This is a genomic window from Bacillus sp. MBGLi79 (assembly GCF_002953915.1).
On record NZ_CP026521.1, the window covers coordinates 2,512,941 to 2,531,877 of the forward strand.

Here is an 18,937-nt window from a genome sequence, read left to right on the forward strand (position 1 = left end):
TAATAAACGTAAATTCAATATTTACTTTAAAATGGGTAATAAAAGATTGGGCGAACTTGTTGATGAACATCAGCCCGATATTATTATTAATACATTTCCGATGATTGTCGTGCCGGAGTACAGACGCCGAACAGGAAGAGTCATTCCTACCTTCAATGTTATGACTGATTTTTGCCTTCATAAAATTTGGGTTCACGAGAACGTGGATAAATATTATGTGGCGACAGATTACGTGAAGGAAAAACTGCTGGAGATCGGCACTCATCCAAGCAACGTAAAAATCACAGGAATTCCAATCAGGCCGCAATTTGAAGAATCCATGCCGGTTGGACCGATATATAAAAAGTACAATCTTTCGCCAGACAAAAAAGTGCTTCTGATCATGGCAGGTGCCCACGGTGTATTAAAGAACGTAAAAGAGCTGTGCGAAAACCTTGTCAAAGATGAGCAAGTGCAAGTGGTTGTCGTGTGCGGGAAAAATACGGCTTTAAAAGAATCTTTGAGTCCGCTTGAGGCGGAAAACGGTGACAAATTAAAAGTTCTGGGCTATGTGGAGCGCATTGATGAGCTATTCCGGATCACAGATTGCATGATTACTAAACCAGGCGGCATAACTTTGACTGAAGCAACTGCCATCGGTGTGCCTGTCATTCTGTACAAACCTGTGCCTGGCCAGGAAAAAGAAAATGCAAACTTCTTTGAAGACCGCGGAGCTGCCATCGTCGTGAACCGACATGAGGAGATTCTCGAGTCAGTCACTTCCCTTCTTGCAGATGAAGATACCTTGCAGCGCATGAAGAAAAACATTAAGGGCCTTCATTTAGCAAACTCCTCTGAAGTCATTTTAGAGGATATCCTGAAAGAATCAGAAATGATGACAGCCAAACAAAAGACCAAAGCGCTATCTTAATGGCGTACTTGAGAGCATACGAAAACCGTGTGCTCTTTTTATTTATATTCAGCCATTAATAAAAGCGGTTACATTTTTTCGTGAAACTCACCTTCCTTTTCAAAAATAAGCCGATTCGCAACTTGACGGGTGCTCCCAGATGGTGTATAGTTGAACCATCATTTAACAATGAATCAAAGTTAAATGATGACAAAATTTTTTTTAGCACATGGGTGCTACAGTACTAGGAGGAATTAAGCAATATGCAAAACGGTAAAGTAAAATGGTTCAACAACGAAAAAGGATTCGGCTTCATTGAAGTTGAAGGCGGAGACGATGTATTTGTTCACTTCACAGCTATCGAAGGAGAAGGATACAAATCATTAGAAGAAGGACAAGAAGTTTCTTTTGAAATTGTCGAAGGTAATCGTGGACCTCAAGCTTCTAATGTTGTAAAACTCTAAACTCAATACATGATGATGAGATGACAAATAGAGGAGAGGCATTCGCCTCTCCTATTTGATTTTCATCTGGATTTCAATCGCCAAAATGTTTTGTTTGCACCTCTGTTCAATCTCTTCAACATACTTTTCCATTGACGGTTTTCCTTTTTTCGCGATATCCGCCAGTTCTTCTAAATCACTGTATATTTCTATAAATGTTTTGTGAAGGATCGACTTCAAATCTTTATCATCCATAGCTGCGTTCCCCTTCTCTATCAAGATACCTCAAATAGTAAAACAGTCCTATTATTTCTGGTTCAATAGTTATATCGGCTTATTTTTATTTTATTTGCTATTTTGGTACATAAATTTCAAAAAAACTCTGCAAAATAATTGTGGAGGTGTTTTTGTTGACTTCAAAATTCCATAATGAGGATCAGACTGGCTTTACGGATAAGCGGCAGCTGGAACTAGCAGTGGAAACAGCGCAGAAAACAACAGGAGCCGCGACGAGAGGCCAAAGCAAAACATTAGTCGACTCAGCATACCAAGCCATTGAGGATGCTAAAGAACTGTCACACTCTGAAGAGCTGGCAGCTCTCGACGATCCTGAATTTGTAAAGCAGCAACAGCAGCTGCTGGATGACAGCGAGCATCAGCTCGATGAATTCAAAGAATAAAAACCGCAGCTTCTGCGGTTTTTATTTTTAGTGATTGGTTAAGACATCTCCGTATGCTTTCAATTTTTCACCAACCGTACATTTATTGATACAAAATGAATGTGCATAAGTTTTGCCAAATTCTTTGCGAAATTGCTTCTTAATAAAACAGTCTTTGCAATATTCATCGTGCAGTTCTGTCAGTTCTTTAAAGATCATTTTCTTATCCAATATCGTCATCTCCGTTACGGTCTAATTTCGTGTGGCTTTCTACGAATTGATGGGATAGAATTTTTTTAGCGAGGCCATCAGCTTCCTGGTTGTCTTTCCGTTGTATCGTTTCGTAGGTTGGAGTAAGCTTCAGTGATTCAAGGAGTGCTTCTATTTTGTCCAGCCATTCATTATGAGATGGATCATAGCAAGGCCAGCTGCCGTCAAGCTGATTCAGTACAACAAGTGAGTCCCCTTTGATTGTAATTGAATTTCTGCTTGCCCCAAGCTCTCTTACTTCTCTTATTGCTTCATAAAGTGCCGCATATTCAGCTTCATTATTGGTTTTCAGCCTAAAGCTTTTATTTTTTCTCAAACGATGCCGGACTCCTCCCAACGAATAATAGATGACAATCCCTAGACCCGCAAGTTCGCTCTCCTTATCGAAACTGCCATCAAAATAAACAGTGATGTTATCAGGCTCTTGAGCAAGCTCCTCGGTCAGCTTTTCCAATTCCTTCAGCGTCCAGCTGCCGCCTTTCTCGTCTTCGAACTCCAGCTCTTTCATGTATGGAAAACGTCCAAGATCTCTGGCGAGCATACGTGCCTGCTGTGCTGTCAGCCAGTCTTCGCTGAAAAATGAGACGGATCCCGTTCCTTTTGCTTCTATTTTTAAATGCGGTCTGAGCTTCATTACGATCACCTTACCATTCATTAGTTGCCGGGCTTATGCTATAATCAAACCAATCTTACCCCGGAAAGGAAGCTTTTTCATCTTGTTTAATAATTCGTTTTGGATCTTTTTTGCGATCATTCATTTTATCATTGTTCTTTTATTTTATAAAGGATTTGGCAAAATGGGACTGTTTGTTTGGATCGGTTTTGCGACAGTCTGCGCCAACCTCCAAGTCGTCAAAACAGTGGAACTGTTTGGCTTAACAGCGACACTCGGGAATGTGATGTATGGCACAATCTTTTTTGCGACAGATGTACTGAATGAAAAATACGGGCCGGCTGAAGCCAGAAAAGCGGTATGGCTCGGATTCTCAACGCTCCTGACGCTGACATTTGTCATGCAGGGCGTGCTGCTTTTCGAACCGGCTTCCAGCGACATATCACAAACAGCGCTTGAAACGATTTTTGGATTCCTTCCGCGAGTTGCGTTAGGAAGTCTGCTTGCTTTTATCTTCAGCCAAACGCTGGATGTTTATGTATATTCGGCAATTAGAAGGATATTTCCTTCTGATCGGCTTTTATGGCTCAGAAACGGCGGCAGTACAGCAGTCAGCCAGTTGTTTGATACATTCATATTCACTGCTGTCGCTTTTTTCGGCATTTATCCGGCAGACGTTTGGCTTCATATTTTTATTTCTACATATTTGATTAAGTTTGCGGTATCTTTAATTTCATTGCCTTATGCTTATGCAGCCAAAAAAATGATACCTAATGATGAAAGGAGTTCATAATGCCTACAGAAATATATGTAGACGGCGCAAGCGCTGGTAATCCCGGGCCTTCCGGTATCGGCATTTTTATCAAACATGAGGGGAAAGCAGAATCTTTCTCTATTCCAATCGGAGTGCATACAAACCAGGAAGCGGAATTTCTTGCATTAATTGAAGGGATGAAGCTATGCTCAACGCGCGGGTATCAATCGGTTTCCTTTCGAACGGATTCAGATATTGTGGAGCGCGCCGCTGAGCTTGAAATGGTTAAAAATAAAACGTTTCAGCCGTTTGTAGAGGAAATCACCCGCTTAAAAGCAGCCTTCCCTCTTTTTTTCATCAAATGGATACCGGGCAAGCAAAACCAAAAAGCCGATCTCCTGGCAAAAGAAGCAATTCGGCTGAATGAAAAGAATTAAATCTTAGTCATTGGTTCATCCTAATGGCGAGGTGAACTAACATGAAAAAGAAAGATAAAGGCCGGCTGACTGGCGGCGTTACTCCGCAAGGCGACCTGGAAGGCAATACACATAATGACCCTAAAACAGAGCTTGAGGAAAGGGCAAAAAAAAGCAATACAAAACGCTAGAGAAGATCTATACGATCTCTCTAGCGTTCAGCTTTTCAAGCATGCGCTCAATTCCTTTAATTTGGTGGCGGCGAAGCATTTGAGCCGCCTGCTCCATTTGCAAAGTAAATAAAGCGTCTTTCAGTGTGCAGACCAGCGGCACAGAGCAATGAATTTCCGCAAGCTTCCTCGACATCTCCAAATCACTTAAACCTTGCTGAATTTTTCCCTGCTGTCCCTTTGGAAGAAGAGAAAGATTTTCCAATAAACGGTCAATCGTTTCATATTCACGAATCAGTTTGTAGGCTGTTTTTTCTCCAATCCCTTTGACGCCGGGATAGTTATCACTGGAATCACCCATAAGCGCTTTAATATCAATCAAAGCTTTCGGCATTACCCCTGTTTCTTCATAAAAAGTCTCTTTTGTATAGACTTTATAATTTCCGATTCCTTTTTGAAGCAGAGCAACGCTTACTTTATCCGTTAGCAGCTGGAGTAAGTCTCTGTCCCCTGTTACGACCGTAATGTCTGCTTCATTTGCAAATAAATCGGCTAGAGTTCCAATACAATCATCTGCTTCATAACCGGCAAAGCCAATATTCATGATCCCAAGCTCAGCGGCTGCTTCCTTTGCCAAATCAAACTGCGGAATCAGTTCCACAGGCGGTGCGCTGCGGTTTGCCTTATAATCTTGAAACAAGTCATTACGATACGTTTTGCTCCCCATGTCCCAGCAGCAGACGACGTGTGTCGGCTGGAATGTTTCCACGGCTGTAATCAAATGCTTTAAAAAGCCGTTGACGCCGTTCGTCGGCACCCCGCTGTCATTTATCATAAAGTTGCGATGTACGGCCGTGGCAAAAAAAGCCCGAAATAAAAGAGCCATGCCGTCAACCAGCAATAGTTTATTATTATTCATCTGATAACTCCCTTTTCTTTCATTCCTTCTATTTTAGCATAAAGCGGACCAAAATAAAAAACAGTATCTCTCTAATAAAGAGATACTGTTTGGGTATCATCAGTCGTTGTGTCTTTTGTTGCTGGCGATCAGCTTCTCAGCTTCGCGTCCTGCGTAAGAGTCAAAATGGGTTTGAAATCCGTTTTTCTTTTTGGCATTGTTATTCGCCTGTGCATTTCTGTTTCCCAGCTTTGTTCTGCCCAACATGAATCCCCCCTTACGTCGGATGTCCATAGTATATGCATCCGGCAGGAGATTCAATCGCGGCAGGATCATCCAGCTTACACTCGGCTTACGTATTCTCTGACCATTTCTTTTGATACAAGCCGTCTTGTCGGGACGATGCCTTTTTTAGCGAGCTGATTCATTTGCTCGGTGATGTCATTAATAGCGTCTGTAGTAAAAGGCTCATCGTTTTTGCATTTAGCAACAGCTTCTTCAATGGCCATTTCACGCATATTTTCAAGACGCATAAATGCTTTGATATGCTCGTGCTGTTTTGATGAATGTGCTGAAATTGCTTTATGTACCTCTGACATTAATCGTTCATCTCGCTTTTTTCTATTTAGTCTATCATGACTTGACATACAAGCCAACTGAATTTTACATTTTTATTGTATTCTCTGAACTTTTCCAGGAGATGCACGCTTGGTACGCCATTTCAATCTCTTTCGCATGTTCCCCTTCTGCATATCCTCTGAAATACGTCTCTTTTTGATCCGTTATTTGCGCGATTGCCTTTTCAGCCATATCTTCCTGTAAGCGTCTGAGGTGAGCTGTGTAATGAGAGATCAGGCTCTCTTCTTCATTTTTTATCCATGCCTCTGTGATTTTCGTAAGTTTCATCCGTACAGCTTCGATAAAGGCCGATTTTCCTTTTTGCTCAAAAAACTGCTTCGGTGATTTGACCTCTTTTAGTTCCTTTTCAAAAACACGTTCTTCCATTTCTGGTTCAACTTCCTTCAGCTGTATGCCGCTCAAATGCTGATCACCCGCATAAATGGAAAAATAACCGTCTGCGTTTAATGTTTTTTGAAAGTTATCCAGCCATTCTTCTGTGATATGCCGTTCGATGAAACCGCTCATGCGAACATCAAGCGTTTTGATTTCCTGAATATATTCAAACTGGTATTCATGCAAGGCTGTTGTCATCGCCTTACTCACATTCTTTTTCCAATCCCCGTTTTGCAGCCCGGGATGGAACGCCGATTTTAATAAATCATTTGCAAAATACGATAATCGCTGTGTAATGTGATAAAGCTGCTCTCTTGTATCTTTTTTCACTTTCTCAATGATGGTTTCTGAGTTCCGCCGTTTCTCGATATCGGCAACTGCCTGCTCAAATGACAGCATGAGACGCTGTTTCTGCGCTTCCTTCTCTTCTATGGACTGATGCTGGGATTTGTGAAGCTGGAAAACAGTTTCGCATAGTTTGTCTGCTTCCAAACTGAGCTGTGCAGCGGACGCTTTTTTTACGTCCACTTCGATAAACCGATCTAAGTGTTTTCTTACTTTCGGGAACTGGTTATAAAATGATTCCGGTTTTCCCAGCAGCTCCTCCTTACTTGAAACGGTAAAGAGCTGCGGCTCATAAACCCCTTCTTTTACAAGCTCCGCGCTGACATAATCGGTCACTGTTTCAAGCTCTGTTTTATCTTTTGCAAGGTCTGCGGCATTAATAACGAAAAACATTTTATCCATGCTGAGCGATTCTTTCACAAGTCCGAGCTTCCGTAAAAATGAACGATCTCCTTTTGAAAAGGAGTGTTGATAATAGGTCATATAAAAAAATGCATCCGCATCTTTGATATATTGGAATGCCAGCTCTGTATGCCGTTTATTCATGCTGCTCGCGCCGGGTGTATCAACAATCGTAATTCCTTTTTCAGTGAGTGGGCATGTATAGTAGACCGTTACCTCTTTCACAGCACAGGCCGTTGTTTCCTCTGCTACATACGGCTTTAATTCAGACAGCGGAATCGTTAATATCTTCTGTTCCTGTATATACTGCTGATACCTCTCGTATGCAAGCACGAAATTTCTGATCAATTTCACGTGCTCTTCTTGCAGCCTGTTTTTTTTGACTGCCTTTTCCCACTTCTCTGTGAAGGAACGACCTGTGGGTTCTTTTGATATTCCGGTGAGCTGCAAAATTTCAGCTGTTATGTCATCCTCCGTCTTAAATACTACATCCGCTGTTTTGTTTAGGCTGCCATTGATTGGCTTTGTGATTTTGTTAATTGTCGCTGTGGTTGGCGTTGGTGAGGATGGCAGCACTCTTTCGCCGACAAGCGCATTGGCAAAAGATGATTTCCCCGAACTGAAGCCCCCAAAAAGAGCAAGTGTAAATTTCCGTTCCTCAAGCCGTTTAATCCTATCACGAAACGCTGAAATATGCTTTGACAACATGCTGCTTTCGCCTAAAAAATCAGACAAAGTGTAAAAACGTTTGATTTGGTCTTGAAGCGGCAGTTCTTGTTCTATTTTGATTTCTGAATTCGGCATCGGCTGCTCCGCCAGCTGGCCTCGGCCTTGTTTCTGTTCTGGAGCCGCCACTCTTTTTTTCTTCAATTTAAACCATTCTGTGTCTATATGCATCGGGCATTCGGACTCTTCTTCCCAAATGGCCCACAGGCGATTGATTTTCTCGCGGGCATGATTCTCTAAACGAGCCTGTTCTTGAAGAAGGACAAGTTTTTCTGATTCTTGGGCGAGCCGGTCGTTAATTGTTTGCACGTCTTTGGAAACACGCTCTTTCACCATAGCGGAGAGTACCTTTATGATGTCTGCGGCCTCTCTTTTCGCCTCTTTCCGGACCAGCTCTGCCAAGTCTTTTGTATATTGCAATACATATTCAGAAGAAAAGGCTGCACCTTGCTTGACCGCGCGTTCAATGATGCTTATATCAAGCGGAGTGCGATAGGACTGAATCAGCTTTTCACACTCAGCGTCATGGACATCAAATGCTTTGGCGAGTTTATGGAGCGTGTCTATTATGTGCCAATCCGCTTCGGCTTCTGTTCGTTTGGTCACATCAGAGAAAAAAACATTCCGCCTTTTATCTCTTTCTTGTGCAGTTTTCGCTTTAGAAAAGAAAAAGCCGGTTTTAAAAGAAGGCTTTTGTGACTCTAAAAATGCAGCCGCCAATTCACGCATTTCAAAAGGCGTCAGGTTGGCGTTTTTTAAAATACGATTGATTTCTTCCTGCATCCTCTTCTCTGCCTCAGCCGCTTGATTTGCAGCCTCATCCAATTGATCACGCAGCGAATGGACAAGTCCAGTTTGGATGTGAAGCTGTTCAGCGAAATTCGGGCCGTCTGTTTCGTCTTTCTTCAGCATTTCCGTATGTTCCTTCAGCAGATTACGGATCTTTTGTTCGGTTAAAGCCTGCAGATTGTTTTTTGATTGCTTTTCTATTCTTTTTAACTCTTCTCTCAAAGCCCCAATCTGATTAAACGGGTGATCAGGTTCTGTTACTGACGTAAAATAGAGCGCTTCCTTTGAAATCCCTTCATTGCAAAGCATCTCCTCTACCTGTTTTTTATAGTCTCCAAAGTTTGTCTCCGTCTCGTCATGGCGGTCAATTTGATTAACGATAAAATACACATTCGGAATGTTTTCTTTAATTGATCTGAGAAACTTTACATTTTCCTCAGCGTGTACGTGATTATAGTGAACAACGTAAAACAGCGCATCCGCCTGGTGAAGAATAGAAGCAGCCGATAGAAAATGCGCATCATCTGTTGAATCGATCCCTGGAGTATCAATATACGCAACCCCGGAATCGATCTCAGCATACCTGTCAAAAATTTCGACGCTTTCAATCTGTTCACCGTCTTTGCAATATTGCTGTACCTTGTCTTTCTGGTAAGCCCCTTCCAGCTCAGCACACGCTCCGTCTGTTGTATGAAGCCGAACTCGCTTTTCCCCGTTTCTGATCACAACAAGGTTAGCGCTCGTTGGGATCGGGCTTGTCGGCAAAATATTCTCCATTAACAGGCAGTTCAGCAGTGATGATTTCCCCGCTGAATAATGCCCCGTAAACGCGATATAAACCTCTTCATCTGCCGCTTTTTTCATGACCGCAGCCAGTTTAGCAGCCCTTTGTTCATCTTGATTCTCAATAAATTGCTGATAAAGTTCCCCAGTTTTGTGCAAAAGCTCTTTTCTGTTTTGATCTGTCATAAGTCTGAACCCCTTTGTGCCGTTTCAATTGTGAACCTTTTTCGAAAGATCTGAATTCATTCCCTTTTCATTTTACACAAGAATAAACCAAATTTCTTTAGGAGAATAGAAAAAAGCCGCCATTACGGCAGCTTCTATAAAAGAAAATCTGCAACTTTTACAAGTTCCAGATTCATCAAACAGATTTATTAGAGATTCCTTTTAATACAAAACCAATTAATACACTATATGTACAAACCGCTCCGAGCAAAAACAGCATTGTCATTTGATTCACCATCCTGATTGAGAATCTTTTTCAAACTCATTTTAACATGAGTGAGAATGATTTTCAATCGCTATTTTACACTGTATTCCTGTAATGCCTTGTCTTCTGCGCGAATTCTGACGGTTAACAACACGGCATTTAAAATGGAAAACAGACACATGGTGACATACGCTTGATAAAGCAGCGGAATCAGCAAAATTTCAAGTATAACAACAGCATAGTTTGGATGTTTCATCCATTTATAAGGACCTTTTTTTACAAGCTCTGCACCTGGAACGACAAGGATTTTCGTATTCCAATATGCTCCCAAGGAACAAAGCGCCCAATATCGCACTGCCTGTACACTTAAAATAACTGCGGCGATACCGATCCACCAGCTTGACGGCTGTTTATTCATTAGCAGCACTTCTGCAATTAAAGACATAAAGAAAAGGATATGCATCGTAATGATATACGGATAGTGGCTCTCGCCAAATTCAATTGCTCCTTGCTTCTTTACCTTTTGTTCATTTTGTCTGGCTACTGCCATTTCTGCTGCTCTTTGAACAATGAGAATGGCGATCAACAACCAAAACATAAGTCAAGCCCCCTTTTCCCAGCTGAATAATAGCAGTTCTGATGAGAAACCCGGCCCTAATGCGCCAATCAGTCCCCGTTCAGCTTCCTTTTTATGTCCGTTCTGCAGATGGTCTTTGACCACATACAAGATTGTGGCTGAAGACATATTTCCGTGTTTTCGCAATATGTTTTGCGCTGATGAAAGCTTTTCTGACGACAGTCCAAGACTTTTGATGTATGCGTCGATCACTTTTTTTCCGCCTGGATGCGCCAAAAAAACACTTATATCACAGAATGACAGCCGATGTTTGTCCAAAAAAATCTGTACATTTGTTTTGAGCCAATTTTCTACCAAAGTTGGTATGTCTCGTGAGAAAATGACTTTGAATCCTTGATCGGTAAAGTCCCAGCCCATGACATCTTCTGATTGTTTCATCAAAACAGATTGGGAGTCTGTTATCTTCGGGGCAAGCTTCAGTTTTGACACCGTGCGGTCTGCCTTCTCTCCGCATAATAATGCTGCGGCAACGCCGTCACCAAATAGCGAGGTGCCGATCAGATTGCTTTTCGTTTTATCTTCCGGCTGAAATGTCAGGCTGCACAGCTCAGCAGCAATGACAAGCACAAAAGCCTCCGGATACGCTTTGCAGTATTCGGCTGCGCGCGCAAGCCCGCTGGCCCCTCCTGCACAGCCTAAGCCCCAAATCGGAATCCGCTTCGTATATGGAGAAAACGGAAGTTCATTCATAAGCCGCGCCTCGATACTCGGTGTGGAAAGACCTGTGCTGGAGACGAAAAAAACCGCTTCCACTTTCTCATAAGGAATGGCTTCTTGAACAAATTCAGGGTGAGAGAGGCACTCACGAACAGCCTCCCTGCTGTGCTTAAGTGTTTCTTCTATGTATATTTGATTTTTTTCTTCAAAACTGTGCTCCTCTTTATACCATTCAATCGGCTTAACAAACTGTCTCGAATGGATTTGCCCGTTTTTAAAGGAGGATAACAGCCGGTCAATATCTTTAAAGGAATGCTGAAACATATAGCGGGCGAACTCAGCCGCTTTCTTTTGATTTACATCATATACAGGAAGACTTGTTCCAATGGATAAAATAAACGCCATGCAATCACCTCTTTGCATACATTGTGCCGCAACGATCTTTTTTATATGCAAAAAAACTCCGCCGCGGCGGAGTTAGACTGCTGTTTTTTGTTCCGTAAGGTCAGCTTCTTGTTCTGTTTTTTTGGCTTTAGAAAATACGTTATATACAATATTTAAGACAACTGCAGTGAAGCTGCCCGCTACAATGCCATTCGTTGTAAGAAGCGTAAGTGCACTCGGAAGCTGTTTGAAAATATCCGGCACAACGGTCACACCGAGTCCCAAACCCACTGAGCAGGCAACAATCAGCAGATTTTCCTGTTTCGCAAAATCAATGCGGCTAAGCATTTTAATTCCGTAAGCGATCACCATTCCAAACATCGCAACCATTGCACCGCCCAAAACAGCAGATGGAATAATCGTCGTGAAAGCAGCGATCTTTGGAAACAGCCCGAATGCCATTAAGATCACACCTGTGACCACAATGACAGCATTTTTTTTAATTCCTGTGAGCTGAACAAGCCCGACATTTTGAGAGAATGCCGTGTAAGGAAAAGCGTTAAAAATACCGCCCAGAAGCACAGCCAGCCCTTCAGCGCGATAGCCTTTAGACAAATCTCTCTCTGTCAAACGGCGGTTTGTCAGGTCACCTAAGGCGAAGTAAACACCAGTAGACTCCACAAGACTGACAATTGCAACGATGGACATCGTAATGATAGGCGCTGCATGAAAAGACGGCGCTCCGAAGTAAAATGGCTGAATCATTTGAACAACTGCCGCATCAGACACATTATCAAATTGAACTTTCCCCATAAAATAAGCGATGAAGGTCCCAATCAAAATACCGATCAAAATCGAGACGGACTTGATAAAGCCTTTCGTAAAACGGTATAGAAGCACAATAATACTCAAAACGATAAAAGCAAGGGCAAGGTTGGAGAGATCTCCGAAATCTGCACTTCCTTCTCCGCCGGCCATGTTATTCATGGCAACCGGCATCAAAGTAATACCAATAATCGTAACAACAGAGCCTGTCACAACCGGCGGAAAAAACGAGACGAGCTTTCCAAAGAAAAATGAAATAAGTATCACTAGAATGCCTGAAGCAATAATGCTTCCGTAAACCGTTGAAACCCCGTATTCAGATCCAATTGCAATCATCGGCGATACAGCTGTAAATGTACAGCCAAGCACTACCGGAAGTCCGATCCCGAAAAAGCGGTTGCTCCATACTTGCAGAAGTGTAGCCACACCGCACATAAAAATATCAATCGATACTAAGTAGGTCAGCTGTTCAACAGTCAGTCCCATTGCGTTTCCGACAATCAGAGGAACGACAATGGCACCGGCATACATGGCAAGAACATGCTGAATCCCTAATGACAGCGTTTTTCCGAATCCATTTTTCATGAATGAACCTCCTGTACGAAGGACACTTTCCCTTCTTCTAAAGACCGAATTCTTGCCAAAGATTCCACTCGGTAGCCCAGTTTTACAAGTTCATCTCTTCCCGGCTGAAATGACTTTTCAATCACAATGCCAATTCCTGCAATAGAAGCACCCGCTTGCTTCACAATTGAAGCGAGCCCGTGTGCTGCCTGTCCATTTGCCAAAAAATCATCGATAATCAGCACATGGTCCTGATCCGACAAGTGGGTCCCAGACACCGCGATTTGGCTTTCTGTTTGCTTCGTAAAGGAATAAACGGACGCTGTCAGTAAGTTGTCAGTAAGTGTTAATGATTGATGCTTTCTTGCGAAGACAACAGGTACATCCAGCTTCAAGCCAGTCATTACAGCGGGAGCGATACCTGATGATTCGATTGTCACAATTTTGGTAATACCATCTTGTGCAAACCTGGTCGCAAATTCGTCACCAATTTTCTGCATAAGCAGCGGATCAATTTGGTGATTCAAAAAAGAATCCACTTTCAATACTTGATTTGATAATACGGCGCCTTCTTCCTCTATCTTCCTTTTCAGTGCTTCCATCCAGTCTTACCTCCGTTATGAGAATAAAAAAAGCATTGCCCGCTCAAATAAAGAGCAAGCAATGCTGATATAACAAAAAACCGTACATATGCGGTTCCATTGCTCACCCATAGTCGGAACATTTACGGTGCCCGGTAGAAACTTGCGTGCCATATCCACGCGATTATATGAGTGTTCCTATGATATTGTAATAAATTATATCAAGATTCTAATCTCTTGCATAGGCTGAAAGTGAAAATTTCCGAACTTTATTTTCTTTTTTTTAGTTATCATTCGTATTTAAAAGGAATCCGATCATAAAAAGCCTGGCGGCCGCGCCGCCAGGCTTTGATTATGCTAAATAGAGATTTGAATATTTGGTTGATAAATAGTCAATTAAATAGCGAACGCTCAGTTCTTCTCCTGTCGCATCTTTAATAATGTCTAACGGCTTTTTCCGTTTTCCATGAATATGCACCTTTTCCGTCAGCCATTGCTTTATCGGATGAAATTCCCCTCTTTCTAAGAGAGCGTCAAATTCAGGGAGATCCTCAAGCATTTTTTGTTTCAGCTGAGCCGCATACATGTAGCCGAGCGCATAGGATGGGAAGTAACCGAAATCTCCTCCTGCCCAATGGACGTCCTGTAAAATCCCCTCTGCATCCGTCTGCGGTGTAATCCCTAAATAATCCTGGTATTTTTGATTCCAAAGCGACGGCAGTTCTTCTACAGACACTTCATTGCTGAAAATCGCTTTTTCAATTTCATAACGGATGATGATATGAAGAGGATACGTCAATTCATCCGCTTCAACCCTGATAAATGAAGGTTTTGATTCATTGATTGCACGGACAAAATCATCCAGGGAGATGTCCTTGAACTGTTCAGGTGATGCCTCTTGAATTTTCTTATAGTACGGTGTCCAAAAATGCTTGTTGCGGCCGATAAAATTCTCGTAAAATAATGATTGAGATTCATGAATTCCCATTGATGCACCGTCTGACAAGTTCGTGCCGCTCAGTGCTTCATCAATATTTTGCTCGTATATTGCGTGCCCGCACTCATGAATAGTGCCAAAGATTGCCGTCCGAAAATCTTTTTCATCATATCTCGTCGTGACTCGAACGTCTCCCCGGTTCAGCGTAGTTGCAAACGGATGAACGGTTTCATCAAGTCTTCCGCCATCAAAATCGTAGCCAAGCTCCTGTAAAAAATACAGACTGAGCTCTTTTTGCTTTTTTTTCGGGAACGCTTTTGTAATAAAGCTTGTATCTGGTTTATTTCCGGAAGCTGTCACCTGTTTAACAAGAGGGATAATCGCTTCCTTCAGCTCAGCAAACAGCTGATCAAGCACCTTTACCGTAACACCGGGCTCAAACAAATCAAGCAATGCATCATAAGGATGCTCTTTATATCCCCAGTACGTAATAAAACGTTTATTACATTCAATCAGCTGTTCTAAATAAGGAGAAAACAAGCTGAAATCAGATTTTCCCTTCGCTTCCTCCCACGCTGTTTCTGCCTTTGAACACAGAATCACGTATTCTTTATATTCAGCCTTAGGGATTTTCTTATTCTCTTCATACTCTTTTTTCGCCAGTTCAACCGCTTTTTTCGTATCTTCTGACAAGTCATCAAATCGTTCATACAAGGCATCGATTAGCTCTTTCATTCGATCGGATGTCTGGATATTGAATATATCTGTTGAAAGCTGGCCGATGCTTTCGGCACGGTCCTCTGAGCCGTTTTTCGGCGCGCCTGTTCTGGAGTCCCAGTGCATTAACGCGACTGCTTCGCTGTAATGTGAAATTCGTTTTAAAAGATCAAAAAATTCCTTTTCATATGTATGTATCTCCATATCCATTCCCTCCCTATTCTAGCCGTTCCATTACAGGCTAATGGAAGGGGGGGTGAAAGTCAAATTGTTTGTACAAAAGGCTGCCGGTACGTTTGGCGGCAGCCTTTTTATTCAGTTGATCGTCATTTGATTTTTTGGCGGAGGCGTTCTCCTCTTTTTCTGTTTGATTTTTTTATCCACCCACACTGTTGCCAGCGGGGTTAAGAGCGAGGTGACAATAACGCTCGTCGCTATAATTGCAGTTGCCGATTCAGCAACTGGGGCAAATGAGGCATTCGCTTCCGCTAATGCGTATGGGACAGCTACAGCCGCCCCCGCTGTAGAAGAAGCCGCCACACCCGCGACACCGTCCCCCCGCGCGACAAAACGATCAAGCAAAAACAAGGAGCTGCCCGATAAAATGACGACAGAAACTCCGATAAAAATGCCGAGCAGCCCTGATTGGATCAGCATTCCAAAATTCAAGGTATTGCCGAGCGAAAAGGCGAAAAATGGAATGATCGCTGGCACAACCTTGCTGAATAAGTCCCTGAGATCATGATCCAGATTTCCAAGTATACATCCGAGCAAAAACGGGATGACTGTCGCTGCCAGCGTTTCCCATGGGAATGCGGCAAGTCCCGTCACACCAAACGTCACCATGGTCATAAAAGGACCTGATTCTGTACTAATAAAGGCGAAAGCGCCCGCATCCTCTTTTCTTCCCATATGGTTCATAAGCGCCAAATACAGTCCGCCGTTCGTCTCATTCATTACCGCGACAATTGCTAAAACAGAAAGGCCTGCAAAAAAGCCGGATTGTATGCCTTCGTCAGGTATAAATTGCGCTGCGATCACGCCGAGCAGCGCTGCAAATCCGACCTTCCCCAATAATAACGTGATTCCTTTTCTTGCGATGTAGCCTGAAGAACGAAAATCAATCGTTGCTCCTACGCAAAAGATAAAAACACCCAGTATCGGCAGCGTTCCAGTAATCAAAGCACCCGTAAAACCTCCAAAGAACTCCGCTGTTCCAGGAGCAAACGTGTTGAGCGCCGCTCCAAGAAATAGCGGAATAATCATCATTCCGCCAGGTACCCGTTCAATTGTCGCCTTGATTTTCATATTGTGGATTCTCCCATCCTCCGGTTATGAAAAAACAATACCCCTTACACTTGGAAAACAGCCTGTAAATCCTCTTTTGAACAGCTGCCCAGCTGGCTGCCGACACCGACGGCACCTGCTCCGGCTCTAAGCCAATCCGGCACTTCAGACGGATGAATCCCGCCTGTCGGAATAAAGGTCACCTGCGGGAAAGGGCCCGCTAAACTTTTCATAAACGGAAGGCCAAACACACCGCTTGGGAACAGTTTTAATGTAGTAAAACCGCATGTCAACGCTTCCATAATTTCGCTTGGAGTCAGGACGCCGGGGATATAATGTGTTTTTACAAAAGAAAGGTGCTCAGCAAGATCAGCTGAAAAACCCGGACTGACAATAAACTGTGCGCCAGCCTCAGCAGCTTCCCCAGCTTGCTGCGCGGTGATGACCGTGCCCGCGCCAATTAAAATATCGTCTCTATTACGGAAGGTTTCGATAATATCTGATGCCCCGGGCGTCGTATACGTCACTTCAACTGCACGAATCCCTTTATCTAATAAACTCTCAATCTGCTGACAGGCATCCTGTTTATCCTTTGAGCGAATGACTGCAATCAGCCTGGCTTCTTGCAGACGGTTTTCAACGATTTTGGACTCCATATTAATAATCCCCTTTCTTTTGGTAAACCGTTCTTTGAGCAGATAAAAACGAAGCTAATTTCTCCCTGGTCGGCAAACCGTCCATATCCCCCGGTGCCTGAACTTGCAAAGCGCCAATCGCATTTCCCCTTTGCATCGCATCCTTGTACGACAAACCATCTAGGATTCCGCTGATTACACCGACTGCAAATCCGTCTCCGGCGCCGACCGTATCAACCACCCGGTCGACACGGCAGCCTTCTAGAAATCCTTCACTTGTCCCCGTTTTAAAGTAAGCGCCTTCTTTTCCGAGTTTAATAGCGACAAAGCTGGCACCTTTTTTCAAATAATAGTCGGCAATGCCTTCAGGTGTTTTTTCTCCGGTCAATAGCTCTCCCTCTGCGATACCCGGGAAAAACCAGTCTGCAAGCCCAGCCAGATCGTTGATTGTGTGTACCATTGTTGCTTGATCAGGCCAAAGCGAAGGTCTTACATTAGGGTCGAATGAAATGGTTTTCCCTGCGTTTCTCATGTCGTTCATGACATGGTACGTGAAGTCTTTCATCTCGGCTGATAAGGCAGGCGGAATACCTGTCACATGCAAATGGCCTGCGCATTGAAAATAATCTCTCGGATATTCAGCGGAAGTTAATGTGCTTGCAGCTGAGTTTTTCCTATAGTAGGTAACTTGCGGGTCGCCTTCCTTCACTTTTGACTTCAGCAGCAGCCCGGTGGGATTTTCGTCCTGCGAGCGGATCACGCGGGACACATCCACTCCCTCTTTTTTAAGTTCCTGTACAATAAACGTGCCGAGCTGATCATTGCCGACCTTGCTCATCCATCCCATTCGAAATCCGAGTCTGGCAAGGCCGCAGGCGACATTGCTTTCTGCTCCGGCAAGCCCTTTAGAAAAAGTGGATACTTCATGAAGGCCTCCATACTCATTTGCGTAAAACATGGCCATTGATTCACCGAATGTCACCGCATCAAGCTTCATCTCTTCCCAACCTCCTCTTAGTTGAGGGCACCTAGGATTAAAGTGACTTTCTCATGATGACTTTTGCCTCCAATTCAATGGTTTGAGGCGCTCCTTTGTCACCTTCAATCCTTTTTAATACACGTTCCATCGCCGTCCTGCCCATATCATGTGACGGCTGAGCGATCGTTGTAATGCCTGGACCGATCAGTTTGTACCATTCCGTGTCATCGAACCCTGCAATCCCTATATCTTGAGGAATGCGCAGGCCAAGCTCTTCTATACAGCTGATGATTTTCAGCATAATCAAGCCATTCAAAGCCAGAATCGCTTTTTTTTGCTCCGGCATCTCCTTGTGAAAAGAACGAAGCGCCGCCTTAAGCTGCTCCTTGTCCTTTACGTCAATTTCATGCAATCTGACAAGCCCGTTCACATTTTGAACCGCAGCCATTTCCTGATACACAGCTGCTCTTTCTGCACGAGGGCTGATAGAGGAAATTGGTTCAGTAAACAGCGCGACATCAGTATACCCTTTACTGTAAATCTTCCGAAGAATCTCTTTAGTGATCGATCTGTTGTCAGTCGTTACGGTATCCAGTTTCAGATCCGGCAGTTTCCGGTCAATTAAGATCGTTGGAATGTGCTGTTCAGCAAAAGCGCGCAGTAAATCCTTGTTTTCCCCTGTTGCGTTTAAAATCAGGCCCTCAACCGAATGGGCTTCTAGCTTTAAGAGCATTTCCCGCTCTTTTTCAGGACTGTTATCTGTGTTGCACACCATAATGCTGTAGCCATATTGATCACAAACCTCTTCGACTCCCCTGAAAGCAGCGACCGAAAAAGGGTTTGTAATGTCAGCCACAACAAATCCAATTAACTTGCTTTTTTTTATTTTCAAACCTTGGGCCATTTTACTCGGCCGATAATTCAGTTCTGCAATTGCCTTTTTAATGTTTTTCACTTTTTCAGGAGAAATCGCGTCAATTTTTCCGTTAATATAGCGGGAAACTGTCGATTTCGAAACTCCTGCATATTCAGCTACATCTTTGATGGTCATATGGCCTGTTGTTTTCTTTTTCATTCAAGTGCTCCTGTATCTCATATATTTGAAACCGATTTCAAAACGGTTACAACAAAAG

Annotated in this window: 24 protein-coding genes and 1 riboswitch; of the genes, 7 read left to right on the forward strand and 17 right to left on the reverse strand. The window is 43.3% G+C overall.

Going from position 1 to position 18,937, the window contains the following annotated elements; all coding sequences use genetic code 11:
- The 3 genes from C1T29_RS12470 to cspD form a co-directional block, all read left to right on the forward strand.
- Window positions 1–910 (forward strand): diglucosyl diacylglycerol synthase (locus C1T29_RS12470; protein ID WP_208945456.1); only part of this gene is annotated, 910 nt, incomplete at its 5' end.
- Between the two features lie 80 nt (window positions 911–990).
- The gene (locus tag C1T29_RS12475; protein ID WP_139236111.1) at window positions 991–1,137 is read left to right on the forward strand and encodes a hypothetical protein; all 147 of its coding nucleotides are present in this window, start codon (window positions 991–993) and stop codon (window positions 1,135–1,137) included.
- Window positions 1,138–1,152: 15 nt separating this feature from the next.
- Window positions 1,153–1,353: a cold-shock protein CspD gene (gene cspD, locus C1T29_RS12480; RefSeq protein WP_003153604.1), complete on the forward strand. Its 201-nt coding sequence runs from the start codon at window positions 1,153–1,155 to the stop codon at window positions 1,351–1,353.
- Between the two features lie 51 nt (window positions 1,354–1,404).
- Here the strand turns inward: cspD and degR are convergent, their stop codons facing one another.
- Window positions 1,405–1,587 (reverse strand): transcriptional regulator DegR, encoded by a 183-nt coding sequence (degR, locus tag C1T29_RS12485; RefSeq protein WP_014664342.1) that lies wholly within the window; start codon window positions 1,585–1,587, stop codon window positions 1,405–1,407.
- 155 nt (window positions 1,588–1,742) lie between these two features.
- Here degR and C1T29_RS12490 point away from each other — a divergent pair, with 155 nt between their 5' ends.
- Window positions 1,743–2,012, forward strand: a complete 270-nt coding sequence (locus tag C1T29_RS12490) for a DUF2564 family protein (protein WP_069149756.1) — start codon at window positions 1,743–1,745, stop codon at window positions 2,010–2,012.
- A 27-nt stretch (window positions 2,013–2,039) separates the two neighbouring features.
- On the opposite strand, the gene C1T29_RS12495 is transcribed toward C1T29_RS12490, so the two are convergent.
- Both C1T29_RS12495 and C1T29_RS12500 read right to left on the reverse strand, forming a co-directional pair.
- On the reverse strand, window positions 2,040–2,222 hold the full coding sequence (locus C1T29_RS12495; RefSeq protein WP_004397944.1) for a zinc-finger domain-containing protein: 183 nt from the start codon (window positions 2,220–2,222) through the stop codon (window positions 2,040–2,042).
- A complete protein-coding gene (locus tag C1T29_RS12500) occupies window positions 2,215–2,895 on the reverse strand; it encodes a ribonuclease H family protein (protein ID WP_095431545.1) in 681 nt (226 codons plus the stop codon). The genes C1T29_RS12495 and C1T29_RS12500 overlap by 8 nt, the downstream gene beginning before the upstream one ends.
- Window positions 2,896–2,977: 82 nt before the next feature.
- Here C1T29_RS12500 and C1T29_RS12505 point away from each other — a divergent pair, with 82 nt between their 5' ends.
- Genes C1T29_RS12505 through sspL form a run of 3 tightly spaced genes read left to right on the forward strand, consistent with a single transcriptional unit; the run spans window position 2,978 to window position 4,235 of the window.
- Window positions 2,978–3,667 carry a queuosine precursor transporter gene (locus C1T29_RS12505; protein ID WP_040082830.1) on the forward strand — a complete coding sequence of 230 codons (690 nt, stop codon included), beginning with the start codon at window positions 2,978–2,980 and terminating at the stop codon, window positions 3,665–3,667.
- On the forward strand, window positions 3,667–4,065 hold the full coding sequence (locus C1T29_RS12510) for a reverse transcriptase-like protein (RefSeq protein WP_103749641.1): 399 nt from the start codon (window positions 3,667–3,669) through the stop codon (window positions 4,063–4,065). Before C1T29_RS12505 ends, C1T29_RS12510 begins: the two co-directional genes overlap by 1 nt.
- A gap of 41 nt (window positions 4,066–4,106) precedes the next feature.
- Window positions 4,107–4,235, forward strand: a complete 129-nt coding sequence (gene sspL / locus C1T29_RS12515; protein WP_003218255.1) for a small, acid-soluble spore protein L — start codon at window positions 4,107–4,109, stop codon at window positions 4,233–4,235.
- A 7-nt stretch (window positions 4,236–4,242) separates the two neighbouring features.
- Here sspL and exnP read toward each other — a convergent pair whose 3' ends face one another.
- The 14 genes from exnP to kdgR all read right to left on the reverse strand — a co-directional run bounded on the left by exnP (window position 4,243) and on the right by kdgR (window position 18,879).
- Complete coding sequence (exnP, locus tag C1T29_RS12520; protein ID WP_014664347.1) at window positions 4,243–5,133, reverse strand: 5'-3' exonuclease ExnP; 891 nt, start codon at window positions 5,131–5,133, stop codon at window positions 4,243–4,245.
- A gap of 99 nt (window positions 5,134–5,232) precedes the next feature.
- Window positions 5,233–5,379 carry a hypothetical protein gene (locus tag C1T29_RS12525; protein ID WP_003230761.1) on the reverse strand — a complete coding sequence of 49 codons (147 nt, stop codon included), beginning with the start codon at window positions 5,377–5,379 and terminating at the stop codon, window positions 5,233–5,235.
- 74 nt (window positions 5,380–5,453) lie between these two features.
- Window positions 5,454–5,711, reverse strand: a complete 258-nt coding sequence (locus C1T29_RS12530; protein WP_014664348.1) for a YpbS family protein — start codon at window positions 5,709–5,711, stop codon at window positions 5,454–5,456.
- Between the two features lie 64 nt (window positions 5,712–5,775).
- On the reverse strand, window positions 5,776–9,357 hold the full coding sequence (locus C1T29_RS12535) for a dynamin GTPase (RefSeq protein WP_103749640.1): 3,582 nt from the start codon (window positions 9,355–9,357) through the stop codon (window positions 5,776–5,778).
- A 175-nt stretch (window positions 9,358–9,532) separates the two neighbouring features.
- Entirely contained in the window at window positions 9,533–9,622 is a 90-nt protein-coding gene (gene fbpC / locus C1T29_RS12540; protein ID WP_100069434.1) for a Fur-regulated basic protein FbpC, read from the reverse strand.
- Window positions 9,623–9,692: 70 nt separating this feature from the next.
- Window positions 9,693–10,199, reverse strand: coding sequence for an alkylpyrone methyltransferase (gene bpsB / locus C1T29_RS12545; protein WP_069839255.1), 507 nt, complete (start codon window positions 10,197–10,199; stop codon window positions 9,693–9,695).
- Window positions 10,200–10,202: 3 nt separating this feature from the next.
- Window positions 10,203–11,300 carry a type III polyketide synthase gene (bpsA, locus tag C1T29_RS12550; RefSeq protein WP_231516494.1) on the reverse strand — a complete coding sequence of 366 codons (1,098 nt, stop codon included), beginning with the start codon at window positions 11,298–11,300 and terminating at the stop codon, window positions 10,203–10,205.
- 72 nt (window positions 11,301–11,372) lie between these two features.
- Window positions 11,373–12,689, reverse strand: coding sequence for a xanthine permease PbuX (gene pbuX, locus C1T29_RS12555; RefSeq protein WP_103749639.1), 1,317 nt, complete (start codon window positions 12,687–12,689; stop codon window positions 11,373–11,375).
- The gene (xpt, locus tag C1T29_RS12560) at window positions 12,686–13,270 is read right to left on the reverse strand and encodes a xanthine phosphoribosyltransferase (RefSeq protein WP_103749638.1); all 585 of its coding nucleotides are present in this window, start codon (window positions 13,268–13,270) and stop codon (window positions 12,686–12,688) included. The genes pbuX and xpt overlap by 4 nt, the downstream gene beginning before the upstream one ends.
- 90 nt (window positions 13,271–13,360) lie before the next feature.
- A riboswitch (purine riboswitch) is annotated at window positions 13,361–13,461 on the reverse strand.
- A 140-nt stretch (window positions 13,462–13,601) separates the two neighbouring features.
- Window positions 13,602–15,107, reverse strand: coding sequence for a carboxypeptidase (gene ypwA, locus C1T29_RS12565; protein WP_103749637.1), 1,506 nt, complete (start codon window positions 15,105–15,107; stop codon window positions 13,602–13,604).
- A gap of 111 nt (window positions 15,108–15,218) precedes the next feature.
- The gene (kdgT, locus tag C1T29_RS12570) at window positions 15,219–16,211 is read right to left on the reverse strand and encodes a 2-keto-3-deoxygluconate transporter (protein WP_040082818.1); all 993 of its coding nucleotides are present in this window, start codon (window positions 16,209–16,211) and stop codon (window positions 15,219–15,221) included.
- Between the two features lie 44 nt (window positions 16,212–16,255).
- The gene (gene eda, locus C1T29_RS12575; RefSeq protein ID WP_071580494.1) at window positions 16,256–16,846 is read right to left on the reverse strand and encodes a bifunctional 4-hydroxy-2-oxoglutarate aldolase/2-dehydro-3-deoxy-phosphogluconate aldolase; all 591 of its coding nucleotides are present in this window, start codon (window positions 16,844–16,846) and stop codon (window positions 16,256–16,258) included.
- 1 nt (window position 16,847) lies between these two features.
- On the reverse strand, window positions 16,848–17,822 hold the full coding sequence (kdgK, locus tag C1T29_RS12580) for a 2-dehydro-3-deoxygluconokinase (protein WP_103749636.1): 975 nt from the start codon (window positions 17,820–17,822) through the stop codon (window positions 16,848–16,850).
- A 37-nt stretch (window positions 17,823–17,859) separates the two neighbouring features.
- The gene (gene kdgR / locus C1T29_RS12585) at window positions 17,860–18,879 is read right to left on the reverse strand and encodes a pectin utilization transcriptional regulator KdgR (protein WP_095431536.1); all 1,020 of its coding nucleotides are present in this window, start codon (window positions 18,877–18,879) and stop codon (window positions 17,860–17,862) included.
- Window positions 18,880–18,937 lie beyond the last annotated feature (58 nt).